Here is a 16,371-nt window from a genome sequence, read left to right as displayed (position 1 = left end):
ACAGAACGAAGATGGACTGGAAAAACCCGATGACTCGCTCAATTCTCGGCACTGTTGTGGTGGCCCTTTCGCTCATCTTTGTCCTCTTGCTCGTCGTACCCGTAGCCTCGGCTCAGGAGGCTGCCTCAGTGGATCGCTTTGCGCTGGCACGGTCGCTCGGTAAGCACGAAGCTTCCTTTGGCCAGCGAGTCGCCTTGGTCGCTCAGGGTGGTCCAGCGATGGTTCCGGAGTTGCTGGATGAGATCGCCGCGGGTCGATCCGATCGGATGACCGTTACTGCCCTCGGTTACTTGGCCACGGCGGACAACGATTCGGTCCTCGATGTTCTCGACGGACTCGCTTTCGGCGGCGATCCGGCGGCGCCGCGCCTTGCCGCCGTAGAAGCCTTGCTCCGCCTTGGGGGACCAGGAGTCGAGCGGGTGACCACCGCCCTTGCAAAGCCCGGAATGCAACCGATTCCGGCGGCGGAGATCTTGGAAGTCCTGTGGCAAGTTCCTGATCGAGCCGACTTGCGTCGAGCTCTTTCGGCGCTTGAGGCGCTCGCCCGCAATCACCCGGATTCGCGCATCCGGACCCTCGCTGCGGAATATGGCGTGCCGCGCCTCGAGACTGCCCTCGCCATTCGCCTGGCACCTGAATCGGAGGGAGCTCGGAGGCTGCTCGAAGAGGTGCTGGCGGACCAGCAACCGGCCTTTGCGGTACTGGCCGGAGGACGCGCCGAGCTGTGGGCGGCAGAGGGCTTGGCTCGCTGGCATGGCAGCGCCGCGGCCCCGGCTCTTCAGAATTTCCTCAGAGCGCAGCCAAACTTGCCGGCGGGAACTCAGAAGCAGGTCTTGTCAGCCTTGGCCCAAATCGAGGATTCGCTGACCGAAGGACAGCGCAAGACTCTGGCCGACCTGGCGACCCTGGATGCCACCCCACTGACCGTCGATCGCACCCTCGCGGATCTGCCTGCGCCGCCCGCGGTGGAGGAGCTGGTGCCCTAGGAGTCTGTAGACTGGTGCGGTGAAACGGCAGATTTCCTGGCCATTGCGGTGGATGCTGTCCGCGAGTGCGATCGCCGTGGCCTGCGCATCACCGGAACCCAACGACGTTGCCCCACGCGGCCGCCTCGGCGGTGGTGGAGCGCCGATCCTTCCGGTCGTGGCTTCAGGGATCGAAATCACCCCCGATGGGTTTTGGAGCGAGCAGCCCTGGGCGGCCGAGGACGACTGGGAGCCGGCGGTGGCCGTTGCGCCGGATGAAGAGGGAGTCGTCCACCAGCTCACCACCCGCTACGGGACGAGCTTCGGTACTCCGGACCCGGCGGTGGTCGCTCGGCGCTCCCTGGACAGCGGGTGGACCTGGCAGGCGGATGCACTGCTCGAGGCGGCGCCGGTCACTCAGAACGATCCTCAGGTGATCACCGCGTCCGGCGGATGGGTGTTCGCCGCCTGGATCGAGGGCTTCGAGCCGGGCGTGAAGGTGGTCCGCTCCAGCGACTCCGGAGTCACCTGGTCGGCGCCGATCACCATCCTTCAGGCGGGCAAGCCGCCGGACTTCTCCGACAAGCCCATTCTCGTCGCCTCAGCCGATGGTCAGCGGGTGTGGGTGGCCTTCAACGCCAGCGACGGTTGGGTGGCCTCGTCGGACGACTTCGGCGCCTCCTTCGGTGTGCCGCACCGAACCTCCGCCGACGGCCGGTACTGGTTCCACAACGGCGGAGCGGTGGCGCTGGACGGTGCCGTCTGGTTCACCGCCGTCGACTACAGCCAGGACTACTCCGGCGATTCCAACATTCGGCTGGTGACATCACCGGACGGCGAGCCTCCCTGGCAGACCCCCACCCTGGATACCTCCCGGGAACTGCCGCCCTGCACCTGGGATCCCGGCTGTCCGGAAGGTTTCCTCGGCCCCACCTCGGCGGTGGCGGTGGACGCCGCCGGCCGCATCGTCGTCGCCTACTCGGCGGCGCGGGTACCCAACGGAACCCTCCACCTCTACACCCGCCGTTCGACGGACGGTGGCGCCACCTGGTCGCCGCCGGTGGAGATCAGCGCCGGCAGAGGCCATCACACCTTCCCGGCTCTCGCCGCGGGACCGGTGCCAGGGGACTTCCGCTTGGCCTGGCAGGACGATGGGGCGGGGACCGGATTCTGGAACACCCGCCTCGCCCGCTCGACGGACGGCGGCCTCACCTGGTCGGCGCCGGTGCGGCTGTCGGACCGCGGCGACGGTGCGCCCTACAAAGATCCTCTCGGCTATGTTTTTCCCTATGGCGACTATCTGGAACTGGCGGTGGACTCGGCCGGCCGCGAGCACGTCATCTGGGGAGAGGGCCCCGGCTGGCAAGGGCCGGGAAACGTCTGGTGGACCCGCCGCGCCGATGCCCTGACGATCTTCGAGGATGGATTCGAGTCGGGAGGGACCGGTCACTGGTCGGCTCAAGACCGATGAACGAGCTGGGACTAGTAGGGGTGCCGGAAAGAGCTTCCGGCACCGTGTGGTTGCGGGGGCTATTGGACTCCGCAGAACCCCATGTTTTCGCGGTGATCCCAACAGGCAACACAGCCGGTTATGCAGCAAGGCCGGGGTCCGAAACACTCGCAGTCGGTGCAAGTGCAAGATCCTTCGGTTCCTTCACAGGTGCCGCCTGCCGGCGTGAACAGTTCGCTGAACAGCGTTTCGACCGCCTTACTGTCTTCGTCGCCCTTGATTTCGCGCTCGAGAACGATACTGGAGGATTCGTCGGCTTTGCCCGCGGTTTCGGCCTCGTCGGCGAGGGCGATGCCGGCGGCGAGGGTGAGGGCGAGGCAGAGGGTCAAGATCAAGAACTTCTTCATGGCAAACCTCCTGGATGTCGAGGCGGACTTCCACCGTGCCCGCACATCGGTGCTGGTGGAGGCCGCCGTGAAAGCGTTCCGAGAGGAGGTCGACCTGTTTCCCTGAACTCGTTGAATGTATCAAATTTTTCGAAATGTGGATCGGAAAGAAAGATTCCATAACCTATGTAATCCGGTACTTCTCGGGGGTCCGCAGGAACCAGCGCAGCAGGACCAGCGTCGCCACCACCGCCAGAATCTCCGTCGTGCCGCTGATCAAGAACGCGAAGCCGTAGCCGCGGGTTTCAAGCGCCCAGGCACCGAGCAGGGGGCCGACGGCGAAGCCGAGGGAGCCGGCGAGGTTGAAGCCGCCCATGGCGCTGCCGCGGGTGCTTTCTTCGCTCAGTTGAGCGGTCAAGGTGATGAGCGGCGGGAACATCACCGCCGCCAGCAGGCCGAGGAGCACCATCACGAACCACAGGGAGTAGAGGCCGGTGGTGCCGACGAAGCACAGCGCCGTTCCGTAGAGGAAAGAGCCGGCGAGGAGGGGCTTCAAGGGGCCGGTCTTCTCGGTGAGCCGTCCGGCGAGGGGTTGCAGCAGCGAGAAGGGAAAGAGGAAGAGCGCCAGATAGCGGCCGCGCACCGCCGGATCCTCCACTCCCAGGCTGCCCAGGTAGAGCGGGAACAGGACGACGAAGAACCCCACCGTCAGGCGGTCCACGAAATAGAAGCCGTAGGGCAGGAGCAAGCGCGGCTGGAGGCGCAGGGTACCGAGGATCTGACCGATCTGGATTTGCCGGCGCACCTGGCCGGAGTCGCGCAGGAAGATGAGCGTGCCCACCCCCAGCAGCAAGAACAGGCCGGCGGCCACTTCGAGGGGCGCTCGGGGACCCATCGAGCGGGTGATGTGGCCGCCCAGAGGGGCGCCGATGGAGACTCCCAGCGTCAGCGCGCCGCCCATGATGCCCATGTACCGCCCGCGCCGTTTTTGGTCCGGCTGGTCGAGGACCATCGCCATCAGGGTGGACCAGCCGAGCACCGCCGTCGCGCCCTGCACGAAGCGTACGGCGAGGAACGCCGGCACCGAGTCGAGCAGGCCGTAGGAGGCGTAGAGCGGCGCCGTCAAGAGGAAGCCGACGGCGGCCAACGGTACCCGCCGGCCCAGGCGGTCGCTCAGTACCCCCCACAGCGGTGCGAACAGCACGTAGGCCAGCATCTCGATGGAGAAGAACAGGCTGGCGTCCCGGGCCGTACCCCCCAGCTCGTCGACGATCAGCTCCTTCAAACCGGCCACCACCAGGGTGAGGTTGAGCATCGCCACCAGCAGGAAGACCGACGGCAGCAGGACGGTACGGCGCCAGTCCGTCGCGGCGGGGGAAGAGCTATTCATCGTACACAGAAATAAAGTGAGCGGCGGCGAGGTCTCAGGACAGGCAAGTCAGGAATGGGGCGCGGCCACCCAATAAGTCCAGGCGGCTTCGAAGCTCTCGCGGCCACCGAAGACCCGCTCCATGGCGTGGCGCATCAGATCGAGGCGAGCCTGGACGATCTCCTCCGGCGCCGCCTCGCCGGTGACCTTCTCGGCGCCGCCGGCCCATCCGAGCACCCCCTCGTGGTAGACCGCCAGGAACTCGTACCACTCGTCCACCCGGGCGGTTACCGGCCGGCAGTCCGTCTCGAGGATCTCAAAGCCGGCGTCTTCGAAGGCCGATAGGTAGGTCTCCAGGGGCCGCACCGGCAGGAAGAATTTCTGTCGCAGGTTGCGGTGGGCGGCCATGTGCTCAGCCTCGTCGAGGTGGCCGCGAAAGCGCTCGTAGCGCGCATCGAGGCCCACCAGATCGACCGCTGCCCGGTGGATGTGCTCCACCGTTTCGTCGATGATCCAGTGATCCTTCGGCGCCGCCGGATTGCGAATGTTGCCGGACTGCACGAATGCGCGGCCGGCCGGGCCGGCGTCGTGGAAACTCTGCAAGCAGCGCAGCCAGGAGGCGAGGGTGTCGGCGAGGTCGTAGTAGAGGTGGATGGCGTTGGTGGAGACGATGGCGTCGACCGGCAGCCTCGTCGCCGAGCTGGAGCCGTCGTCCGGCGCCAGTACCTCTTCGAGGAGCTGCAGGCGGCGCTCCGCCTTGAGGAACTGGATGCGGCGGAATGCCACTCGCTCATCGTGCCGCAATTTCTCCACCGCCAGGCGCAAGAATTTGGGCGACGAGTCAGCGATCACCACCCCGCAGGGATGGTCCGGCAGGCGACGCAGCAAGCGCTCGGTGAGGATGCCGGTGCCGCCGGAGTAGTCCACCACCACGGCGCCGTCCGGCAGCCAGGCGGCGACCGTTTCGACCGTCGGGTCGAGGTTCGAGTACCAGCCGTGGGCCTCTACGGTGTCGTAGCCGCGGGCCAGGGAGCCGACCCGTTGGCCCACCCAGTCTTCGTCGGGGATGCGGGGAAACGAGTCCGGCCAGGAGTAGGTCATGGCGCCGATTCTAGCCTTCGAATCGCTTCACGACCTCCCTTTTGACCACCTTGCCGAGGGTATTGGTGGGCAGCCGGTCGAAGATCTTCAAGCGGGTGGGCCGTTTGTAGGGCGCGAGGCGCTCGCCGGCCCAGGTGCGCAGCTCGTCGAGCAAGGCGGTTTCGTTGGCCCGGCGGTCTGGATGCAGCACCACCGCCGCGGCGATCCGTTCGCCCCACGTTTCGTCCGGCAGTCCGCAGACGGCGATCTGGGCGAGTTCCGGGTGCCCGGCGAGCACCTGCTCGATTTCCAGGGCGGAGATTTTGTAGCCACCGCATTTCAGGATGTCCACGCTTCGCCGGCCAAGAATGCGGTGCACGCCATCGGCCTCGATCCGCGCTTCGTCGCCGGTGCGGAACCAGCCTTTGTGGAATGCCTGGAGGGTCTCTTGGGTGCGCCGCCAGTAGTTGTCGAAGACCCCCGGGCCGCGGACCTCCAGTTCGCCCGCTTCGCCCGTCGGCAGGACCCCTCCGGCGTCGTCGACGATGCGCGTTTCGACGCCCGGCAGAGGCTTGCCGACGGTGCCCGGACGGCGTTCGCCGTGGAGGGGGTTGGACAACGCCATTCCGATCTCGGTCATGCCGTAGCGTTCGAGCAGGGTGTGGCCGGAGATCGCGCGCCAGCGGTCGAGTACAGGCACCGGCAGGGCGGCGGAGCCGGAGACCGCCAGGCGCAGGCCGCCGGCGCCGGCGGACCAGGCCTCTCGTTCCGCCGCCGACGCGCTCTCCCACTGTTCGATCATCTGCGACCAGATGGTCGGCACCGCCATCAGCACGGTGATCTCGCCCGAGGCCAGGCGGTGCCAGACGGCTCGCGGGTCGAAGGCCAGCGCCATCTCACAGGTTGCGCCGGCGGCCAGGGCACAGCCGAGTACGTTGACGATGCCGTGAGTGTGGTGGAGGGGGAGGACCAGGAGCGCCCGGTCCGCGGGGCGCCAACTCCAGGCTTCCACCAGCACCTCGGTCTGCCAGCTCAGATGCCGGCGGCGGAGCACTACTCCCTTGGGGCGGCCGGTGGTGCCGCTGGTGTAGAGCATCATCGCCGGCCGTTCCGGGTCGTCTTCGGGTATGTCCTCCGGTGGCGTGCCCTCACCGGCGAGCAACTCCGCGACGGAATGAAAGGAGCCGGCTCCTTCGAGGGCGACCGGGCGCAGGCGATCGCCGTGGCGGTCATCGGTGATCACCAGGTGCGGTTCGGCGTCCTCGAGGATCGCCCGGAGTTCCGCCGCCGGGTGGAGCGGCGAGAGGGGCACCGCCATCGCTCCGGCCCGTCCGATGGATCGCTGCACCAGCGGATAGGTGAAGTCCGGCGACACCAGGAAGGCGACCCGGCCGGCTCCGGCGGGTACGGCCGCGGACCGCAATCGGCGGCGCAGCACCCCGCCGAGGTGAGCGACGCCGCGCTCGAGCTCTTCGTAGCTGTGGCGCCCGCTGCCGTCGACGATCGCCGTCGCCGCCGGGTCCCTCGCTCGCGAGGTTCGTCCGTTGGTCAGGGGACCTCGCTGGTCCAGGCGGAAGTCGAGCCGGATTCGAAGCCGTCGGTGAAGATGTTGAGGGCGGCGTCGAGGGCGGCGTCGGCATTCACCCGCGGAATGGTCCGGCCGTTGCGGCTGTCGAAGATGCCGTCGCCGGTGCCGATCAGGAGATCGCGGATTTCGTCCGCCGTCAGCGACGGCACCGCTTCGAGCAGCGTCGCCGCCACGCCGGCCACGAAGGGTGCCGCGGCGGAAGTGCCGCCGAAGCAGTTGCGGGTGTCGGTGGTCGAAGTGGTGGAAGCTCGGATCGACTTGGCGCAGCGGGTGGGCGCGAAGACATCGAGGAGAGAGCCGGTGTTGAGCAGACATACCGGCTGATCCGCCTGGGGACTGGGATCAGTGCAAGCAAAGCAGCCGAGATCCGGGTTGTCCTCTCCACGGCAGGACGAAAGACTGACGCAGTAGGAGCGTTCGCCGATGGCGTCGTCGTAGGCGCCGCTGGCGCTGATCACCGTCGGTAAGCAGGCCGGAAAGGCGATGGCGTTGCACAGGCCGTCGTTACCCGCCGCCGCGGTGATGACGATGCCGGCGTCGTAGGCGTCCTGCAAGGCGTCGCGAACGGGGAGGAAGGACGACTCGCAGGAACTCACGTCGTCGAAGGCACCAAAGCCCAGGCTCAAGGACAGCACCTCAATGTCGAAGGTGGCCCGATTGTCCACCACCCAATCGATGCCCGCTGTCAGATCCCCGGCATAACCGAGGATGCCGCAGTCGTCCGCCGCCGCCAGCTTGATGTAGACCAGTTTGGCGTCCGGCGCCGTGCCGGTGAGGTCGCCGCCATTGCCGGCCAGAATGCTGGCGATGGAGCTACCGTGGCGCTGGAGATCGCAGTCCAGGGTGGGGTCCGCGTCGTCGTCGGCGAAATCGTATCCGCCGAGAATCTTCGCGTTCGGGTAGGTCGGCTGGCCGCCGAAGGCGGCGTGGTCGTGGTCGATCGCGCCATCGATGATCGCCGCCGTCACGCCGGCTCCGGTATACCCGCGGCTGTGCACCTGGTCCACGCCGGTCAGAGGATGGGATTCGTTGAAAAACGGCTCCCAGATCGGCATCGATTCGATGGACTCGACTTCCGGTCGGCGGGCGAGGTCGCGAATGGCCGCGGTATCGGCTCGAGCGGAGAAGCCGTGCATTACCTTGTACTCGAAGAGGACCTCGAAGCGCCCGGCGGGCTTGACGGCGAGGGCGCGCGAGCGCACCGCCGCCACGTCCGCCCGGAGAGCGTCGAGGGCGCCGTTGTCGCCGGAGGCGTCGAGGGCGCGAAAGGCCGCCGAGCGCTTCGCCGGATCAGCGAAGGCGTCCGGCCGAAGCCCGACATGGATGCGGTGGAGAGCCCCCGATCCCTCGTCGAGTTGGGCCGCCAACGATGGGTGAATGGGGCTCTCCGGGATCCCGGACGGCGGCACCCCGGTCGTCGCTCCGAGAGCGGGGCCGGCGATGGCGCTCAGCAAGATCGAGACAAATAGCGTCTGGCGGCTCATGAGTCGAGTCCTTTCGTCCAGCCTCGGGGTACCGAGTGGAGCGACGCCTACTGGCTCCAGGGCGGCACAACGCCGTTCGATCGGGCGTAGGCGATGGCCTGGCCGAGGTGCTCGTGGGCGTGGCCGTTGATGATCAGCAGGATGCTCCAGGCGCTGCGCTTGCTGTTGAAGAAGGGCAGCTCGCGGTCGAGGTCGGTGCCGACGACGTCTTCGAAGGCTTCCTTGGTGTAGGCGATCGAGCGCTTCAGTTCCGCTACGACCTTCGCCTTCTCGGTGATCGCCTCCAGGTTGTCGGTGTTCTCCGCCTTGGCGGCGCCCAGGGCCGCGCCGAGGGCGAAGTTGACCTGCGCCACGTGCATGAAGTTTTCGCTCACCGAGCGAATGCCCTCGGCCGGGCGCCAGGAGTACTTGTCGGCGGGCGTCGCCTCGGCGAGTTGGATGAGCTTGTCACTGGCGCGCTCGAAGTCCTGCTGCTGGGCGGTGTGGAAGCCCATCCCGGCGCTCTCATCGTGAGCGACGACCGGGCCGGCGAAGATCGCGACGGCGGCGAGAAGGAGCAGAGCGGTCAAACGGTGCATGATGGATCTCCTGTGGATACGGATCGGATAGCGGCGCTCGGCAGGAATGGCGCCGGTGAAATTCCTGTAAATCTTACCAGCAGCCTGCGCTTCGGCCTTTCCGGCCCTGCGAGAAGATGAGGCGAAACGTTTTTGCGTAGCGGGTCATGTCTAAGCAGGGTGCGCAAGCAACCTGCTCCGAGCCCAATGGGCGAGGCGGCGCCAAAGGTGCCAGGGACGGGGCGAGCCCGAAGGCACTGGTGCCTTCGGGTGAGGGGGCCCCTAGCCCCCTCAAGGGAAAGCTAGCAGAGCAGCTAAAAGAATAGGCCGAAGGCCTTTCAGCAACCTGCTAGGCGGTGCGTGCTCGATGATGAGGGTGTACCATACGAGCCGCGTGTATTTCCGGTTCGAAGCTTCGGAATATGTTGATGAAATCTACCTTTTTCCGAGGTTTCATGAGTTTGGGGCAAGGGTCCTTCAGAGGAGCGATGCGATGACGGTTTCTGCGATGAAGCGGCAGGGTTGTGGGGAGAAGCGGCAGGGTTGTGGGGAGAGTTTCCTTCGGCGGGCAGCATCCCTGTGCGCGGTGTTGGCCTTCGTTCTGGTGTTCTCGGCGTGGGCGCCTGTCGCCCAGGCCGCTACTTCCGAGTTCAGCCTGTTGATGGACCTCGACGACCAGCCCGCCAGCGGCTGCTCAGTGGCGACCGTCGATGGTGCCTTCGACGGCGTCGAGCAGATCCTGGTCACCACCGTCGACAACTCGACCGGTGATCCGCAGGTGATCTCCGTCGCCACCCGCGACTGCGTGGACCCGGGGACCAACACCTTCGGTGCGCCGGTGATCGTGGACATGCCCTACGCGCCGCCCTGGCCGGTGGCGGTGGATGACGGCACGAACGGCTCCGACGGCATCGAGTCGTACTGGCCCGCCCAGATCGATCCCAACCAGCGCTTCATCCGCGTCGCGGCCATCAGCTCCGAGGACGGCGACGGCGAAGAGGACGCGATCCTCGACCTCGGACTGGTGGAGGTCGGCGGCTTGTCGGTGCTAGAGATTCCTACCCTCGGTACCTGGGGTCTCTTCGGCCTGGCCCTGGTGCTGTCCTTCTTCGCTCTGCGGATTCTCCGTCGCTATCCCTCGACGGCTGCCTCGATGGTGGCCGTTTTGCTGCTGGTGAGCGCTGCCGGCGCGGTGTGGGCCGGCGCCGGAATGTTCATGCCCGACGGCGATTTGTCCGAGTGGGCGCCGATCTCTCCCCTGGGCAGCGATGGTGCCGGCGACGCCGGACCGGACGCCGATCTGATCGCCGTCTTTGCGGCTGTAGACGAGACCCAACCGGGTCTGCTCTTCGTGCGTTTCGACGCGGTGCTGAACGACTGTCCGACGGCGGTGGACGACGCCGTAGCGACGGATGCGGACGCCGTGTTGGGCGGCGACGTGCTGGCCGACAACGGCTCCGGTGCGGACTCCGACCCGGAAGGCCAGGGCCTCACCGTGACCGCCGTCGACGGCAACGCCGCCGATGTGGGGACCCAGATCACCCTCGCCTCCGGCGCCCTGCTGACGGTCAACGCGAACGGCACCTTCAGCTACGACCCGAACGGCCAGTTCGACCCGCTCGCGCCGGGCGAGTCGGCGACGGACGGCTTCTCCTACACGGTGGAAGACGATCTTGGCTGCGCCGACGGCGCCGACGTCACCATCACCGTCAACGGCGTCAATGACTGTCCGACGGCGGTAGACGACGCGGTGACGACGGACGAGGACACGCTGCTCAACGGCGACGTGACGCTGGACAACGGCAGCGGGCCGGACACCGATCCCAAGGGGGACTCGCTGGTGGTGACCGAGGTCAACGGCAATGCGGCCGACGTCGGCGTGCAGATCACCTTGCCGTCCGGCGCATTGCTGACGGTCAACTCCGACGGCACGTTCGCCTACGACCCAAACGGCCAGTTTGAAGCCCTGGGTGCCGGCGAGTCGGATACCGATACCTTCACGTACACGATCGACGACGGTTCCGGCACCTGCTCCGAGACGGCGACGGTGACGGTGACGATCACCGGCATCAACGACTGTCCGACGGCGGTGGACGATGCGGTGATCACGGATCAAGACACGGTGCTGAACGGCGACGTCACCGCCGCCAACCCGACGACCCCGGATTCGGATCCGGAAAGCGACACGCTGGTGGTGACGGAGGTGGACGGCAACGCGGCGAACGTCGGGGTGCAGATCACCCTCGCCTCCGGCGCCCTTTTGACTCTCAACTCCGACGGCACCTTTGCCTATGACCCGAACGGCCAGTTCGACGATCTAGGGGCTGGGGATTCAGATACGGACAGCTTCACGTACACGATCGACGATGGTTCCGGCACCTGCTCCGAGACGGCGACGGTGACGGTGACGATCACCGGCGTCAACGACTGCCCGACGGCGGTGGACGACGCCGCGTCGACGGACGAGGATTCGGTGTTGAACGGCGACGTCACCGCCGCCAACCCGACGACCGCCGACTCCGATCCGGATGGCGACCCGTTGACGGTGACAGAGGTGAACGGCAACGCGGCGAACGTCGGGGTGCAGATCACGCTAGCCTCCGGGGCGTTATTGACGGTGAACGCCAACGGCACCTTCAGCTACGACCCGAACGGCGCCTTCGACAGCCTTGGTGACGGGGATACCGACACGGACAGTTTCACGTACACGCTCGACGACGGTTCGGGGACGTGCTCTGAGACGGCAACGGTGACGATCACCATCAACGGTCTCAACACCTGCCCGGTGGCGGTCGACGATGCGGTGTCGACGGACGAAGACACGGCGCTCAACGGTGACGTCTTGGCGGCCAACCCGACGACGCCCGACTCCGATGCCGACGGCGATCCGATGACCGTGACGGCGGTGAACGGCAACGCCGCGAATGTCGGGGTCCAGATCACCCTGGGTTCCGGTGCTCTGCTGACGGTGAATGCCAACGGCACCTTCTCCTACGACCCGAACGGTGCTTTCGACACTCTCGGGGCGGGCGCCACGGATACGGACAGCTTCACGTACACGATCGACGATGGCTCGGGGACCTGTGCCGAGACGGCGACGGTGACGGTCACCATCAACGGTGTCAATGACTGTCCGACGGCGGTGAACGATGCCGTATCGACGGATGAGAACACGGCCGTGAACGGCAACGTCACCGCCGCCAACCCGACGACCGCCGATTCCGATCCGGAAGGCGATTCCCTGACCGTGACGGCGGTGAACGGCAACGCCGCGAACGTCGGCGTCCAGATCGCTCTCGGCTCGGGCCTCTTGACGGTCAATGCCAACGGCACGTTCACCTTCGACCCCAACGGCGGTTACGAGACCCTGGGTCCTGGCGACATGGCGCAGGAGATGTTCACCTACACGATCGACGATGGTTCGGGAGCCTGTGCCGAGACGGCGACGGTGACGATCACCATCAACGGCGTCAACGACATCCCGATGGTGGTAGGGGAGAGCTTCGACACGGTCGCCAACACGCTGCTTCAGGTGGCGGCGAGCCAAACCCAGACGCCTTCGGTGTTCGTGGCCGGCAACCTGCTATCGAACGACTCCGATCCGGATGGCCCGGCGGCGCTCACCGCGTCGCTCAACACGGCCACCGCCGGAGCGGTGGTGACGGTCAACTCGGACGGTACCTTTACCTATTTGCCTCCGGCCGGCCTGACCGGTTCCGACTCCTTCACCTACGACGTGTCGGACGGCTCGACGACGGTGGCCGGCACGGTCGACATCACCTTTGTCGGACGAGTCTGGTACATCGAGAACGATGCCGCCGCCGGTGGCCTCGGCCGCTCGAGCGATCCCTTCGACACCCTGGCCGAAGCGGGGGCGGCCCACGGCGCCAACGACATGATCTGCGTGCGCACCGGGGACGGCTCTACTGCCGGCCATACGAGCGGCGTCGAGATCAGCTTCACCGGCGTCCTGCTGCACGGCGAGCATCACGGCTGCGAGCCCAACGTGTCGCTCAACGGCAATCCGGCGCCGACCTCGTTGGTGGCGGCGAGCGCCGGCAACCACCCGATGATCGATCACACCGGCGGCGGAGTCGGCGTGCAGGTGATGGCCGACTCCGGTGACCTCACAGGCATCTTCATCCGCGGTCTCAACATCGACGGCGACGACAACGCCATCGACGTCACCTCCACCGCCGGCCACCGGGTCGACGTGACGGTCGAGAACAACATCGTGCGCGCCGCCGGGGACGACGGCATCGACGTCAACCACAACAGCACCGCCACCGACAGCCGGGTCGTGATCTCCGGCAACTCCCTGGCCGCCGCCGACGATGCGGCAGAGCTGCGCACCACCAACGGCGCCCTGGAAGTGGAGTTCGACAACAACACCGACATCACCGGTGGTCTCAACGGCGTGGTGATCAATGGCTCGGGTGGAGGCACCCTGACGGTGTCCTCCTTCGCCGGCAACTCGGTGCATCAGGATACGGTGGAAAACGGCATCGTCATGAACAGCGTGGTCCTCGACGCCGACGGCGGCACCGGCGCCGGCGGCGATGCGGACTTCACTGGCGATACGGTTGTGGCCGGCGACACCGCGGTGGGCGCCATCGGCGACGGCGTCGGCGACTCGGGTATCTTGCTGACCAACGTAACCGGCGACCTGAGCTTCGGCGATCTCGATGTGGTGGCCGATGGCGGCGCCGGCTTGATGGCGACCGCCGCCGGCCCGTTGAACGCGGGAGCCGGCACGGGCTTTCGTCTCGCTACCGGTGCCGGCACCAGCCTGGCGGCGACCGGCGGACCGGCGCTCGATCTGGATCCGCTGACTGCCGCCATCACGGTTTCCTCGCTGGCTTCGACGAACAGCTCCAGTACCGGCGTCAGCCTCGACGACATCAGCGGTACGGTGTCGATCGGCGGCGGTTCGATCGTCAACCCGAGCGGCTTCGGCCTGCGGGTGGATGGCGCAGCGCCCATCGTGAGCTACGGCGGTTCGATCACCAGCGCCGCCACCACCGCCGTGCAGGTGACGAATACGACCGGAGGCTCGGTGACCGTCGACAACGGCACCTTGAGCACCGACGGCGGCGCCTTCGCGGCGATCGCGGCAGTCAACACCGACGGCGCGGTCAACATCACCAACATGACCGTCAGCCACTCGAACGGTCGGGTCATCTCGTTCAACGATGTGGACGGCGGATCGAGCTTCGCCGGCACCACCATCTCGACCACGAATCACCATGGGATCAGCGTGCAGAACAGCGCCGGCTCGCATACCTTCCCGAACATGGTGATCGCCGGCGGCACCCCGTCGCCGGTCGATGCGGTGTTCCTGAACGCCAACAGTTCCGCGACGATCAACTTCAGCCGGGTGGCCGTCAGTACCACTGGCGCCGGGGTGCGCGGGCTGGTGGCCACCAACTCGGGCACCGTCAACGTCACCGACAACACCAGCACGATCAGTTCGACCGGAGGACCGGCGGTGGTGATCAATCCCACCAGCGTCGGGATGACCTTCGCCAGCGTCAGTTCGGCCAACAGCAACGGCGCCGGGATTAGCCTGACGGGGGTCACCGGTTCCTTCGTCGCCAACGGCGGAACGATCGGTAGCGCCGCCGGGGTGGCCATCGACATCGATGCCGGCTCCGGGACCAAGACCATCGACAGCAACGTCACCAACTCCGCGGCGCGCTCCGTCGAGGTGACCAATCACGGGGCCGGAACGGTGACCATCGGCGGCACCATCACCGATACCGGCAACGGCGTCCTGCTCGACAACAACGATGCGGCGACGTTGGTATTCGACGGCGCGATGGATCTCGACACGGGAACCGTCGATGCCTTTACGGCGATCAACGGCGGCACCGTCAACGTGCTCGACCCGACCACTTCGCACTCGCTGAGCACTACGACGGGCCGGGCCCTACGGGTCGACAACACGACCATCGGCGCCATGGACATGACCTTCCGGGACATCTCCGCCAACGGCGCCCCGAGCGGCATCGTGCTCGTCAATACCGGCACCAGCGGCGGCTTGACGGTGACCGGCGACGGCACCGACACCACCCAGGGTGGAAACAGCTCCGGCGGCTTGATTCGCAACACCACCGGGACGGCGGTGCTGGTCGACCAGAGCCACGAGCTCAACCTGGCCCGCATGCGCATCTTGACGCCGGGCGGTCACGGAATCTTGGCGGATCAGCTCAGCGGCCAGGGGTCGTTGATGCACACGACCGTCGAGGACGTCGATGTCGCCAACACCAGCGCCGTCTTCCTGCGCAACGACAATGTCAATTTGAACGCCGGCACGGGCTTCACCACCGGCAACTCGATCTTCCGCAACGCCGTCACCGGCCAGGTGATGTACCTGGTCGAGGGGCGCGGCACCTCGTTGATGAACGTCACCGTCGAGAACAGCCTGTTCGAGGACTTGGCGCCCGATGCCTTCCAGCACTCGGCGGGGCTCGATCCGGGCGACAACGGCACCATCACCTCGGTGTTCCGCAACAACACCGTGCGCAACGCCCGCGCCGCCGTCGGCTCGAGCGTCATCAACATCGGCAAGGCGCACAGCGCTAACTCGGCCTTCACCATCTCCGGAAACACCATCCAGAATGTCGGCATCCCGGGGGTCAATGGCGGCGTCATCAACATCGCCGCTTCGGCCGCCAACGTCGGCGGCACCATCACCGGCACCATCTCGGGCAACCGCCTCGAGAACGTGCAGGGTCGCCGCCGGGGCATCAACGTGGTGCCGGAACCGGCGAGCGGTTCGGTGGGAACGGTCGATGTCACCATCACCGACAACGACATCAACGACATGACCAACGGCATCGGCATCTTCGTCGACATCCGCGAGAACACCCCGTTGACCCATCTGCGGGTGACCAACAACCGCATCGGCACCGGCAACTTCGGGACCACCGCGGGCAACATGGGCGGCACCCGCGACGGTGTCTTCATCCAAGCCGACGACACCCAGGCGAAGACCCTCAACGTGTTGTTCGAGGACAACACCATCCACGTCACCAACGTCGGCACGGGAACGAGTTCCGATCAGGCGGCGGTGATCAAGGCCGACAACGACAACTGTACGGTCAACGCCACCGTACAGGGCAACACCATCATCCAGGGGGCCGGGGGCACCGGCGATTTTGTCTTCGAGGCCGAGGGCGCCTCCACGTACTGCCTGGACTTGAACGCCGCCAACGTCGGTGCCGACGCCAACGCGGCGGCCACCGGCATCGTGCTCGAGCGCGAGGCGGCGGCGACCTTCCATGTCGAGGGCATGGCGGCCGGTCCCCACACCAACGCGGTCGTCGAAGCCTTCCTCGATCCGCGCAACTCCAATCATGTTCTGTCGCCGGTCGGCGGCGGCTTCACCAACAACGGCGGTGCCGGTTGTCCGACACCGCCGTAGGTTGGCATTCGTTCTATTAGGGATGTAGAGGAGCGGTAACCCCACCCGGTGGGATTTCCTCCGGGT

General features: G+C 66.6%; 9 protein-coding genes. 3 read left to right on the top strand and 6 right to left on the bottom strand.

Annotation, left to right across the window (positions count from 1 at the left end):
* The first annotated feature begins 29 nt into the window (after positions 1–29).
* Both AAF481_01905 and AAF481_01900 read left to right on the top strand, forming a co-directional pair.
* A complete protein-coding gene (locus AAF481_01905) occupies positions 30–986 on the top strand; it encodes a hypothetical protein (GenBank protein MEM7479903.1) in 957 nt (318 codons plus the stop codon).
* Positions 987–1,005: 19 nt separating this feature from the next.
* On the top strand, positions 1,006–2,436 hold the full coding sequence (locus tag AAF481_01900) for a sialidase family protein (GenBank protein ID MEM7479902.1): 1,431 nt from the start codon (positions 1,006–1,008) through the stop codon (positions 2,434–2,436).
* Positions 2,437–2,495: 59 nt separating this feature from the next.
* On the opposite strand, the gene AAF481_01895 is transcribed toward AAF481_01900, so the two are convergent.
* The 6 genes from AAF481_01895 to AAF481_01870 form a co-directional block, all read right to left on the bottom strand.
* A complete protein-coding gene (locus AAF481_01895; GenBank protein ID MEM7479901.1) occupies positions 2,496–2,822 on the bottom strand; it encodes a hypothetical protein in 327 nt (108 codons plus the stop codon).
* 163 nt (positions 2,823–2,985) lie between these two features.
* Positions 2,986–4,191, bottom strand: coding sequence for an MFS transporter (locus AAF481_01890; GenBank protein ID MEM7479900.1), 1,206 nt, complete (start codon positions 4,189–4,191; stop codon positions 2,986–2,988).
* 48 nt (positions 4,192–4,239) lie between these two features.
* Complete coding sequence (locus AAF481_01885; GenBank protein ID MEM7479899.1) at positions 4,240–5,271, bottom strand: class I SAM-dependent methyltransferase; 1,032 nt, start codon at positions 5,269–5,271, stop codon at positions 4,240–4,242.
* Between the two features lie 10 nt (positions 5,272–5,281).
* Complete coding sequence (locus tag AAF481_01880; protein ID MEM7479898.1) at positions 5,282–6,802, bottom strand: acyl-CoA synthetase; 1,521 nt, start codon at positions 6,800–6,802, stop codon at positions 5,282–5,284.
* Positions 6,799–8,322, bottom strand: a complete 1,524-nt coding sequence (locus AAF481_01875) for a S8 family serine peptidase (GenBank protein ID MEM7479897.1) — start codon at positions 8,320–8,322, stop codon at positions 6,799–6,801. Before AAF481_01875 ends, AAF481_01880 begins: the two co-directional genes overlap by 4 nt.
* A 47-nt stretch (positions 8,323–8,369) precedes the next feature.
* Positions 8,370–8,900, bottom strand: coding sequence for a DinB family protein (locus tag AAF481_01870; protein ID MEM7479896.1), 531 nt, complete (start codon positions 8,898–8,900; stop codon positions 8,370–8,372).
* A 472-nt stretch (positions 8,901–9,372) separates the two neighbouring features.
* On the opposite strand from AAF481_01870, the gene AAF481_01865 reads away from it, so the two are divergent.
* A complete protein-coding gene (locus tag AAF481_01865; GenBank protein MEM7479895.1) occupies positions 9,373–16,305 on the top strand; it encodes an Ig-like domain-containing protein in 6,933 nt (2,310 codons plus the stop codon).
* The last annotated feature ends 66 nt before the right edge of the window (positions 16,306–16,371 follow it).

The organism is Acidobacteriota bacterium, from assembly GCA_039030395.1.
Classification (GTDB): domain Bacteria; phylum Acidobacteriota; class Thermoanaerobaculia; order Multivoradales; family JBCCEF01; genus JBCCEF01.
Note: the sequence above shows the minus strand (reverse complement) of the source record. Positions and strands in the feature narration are given on the sequence as shown.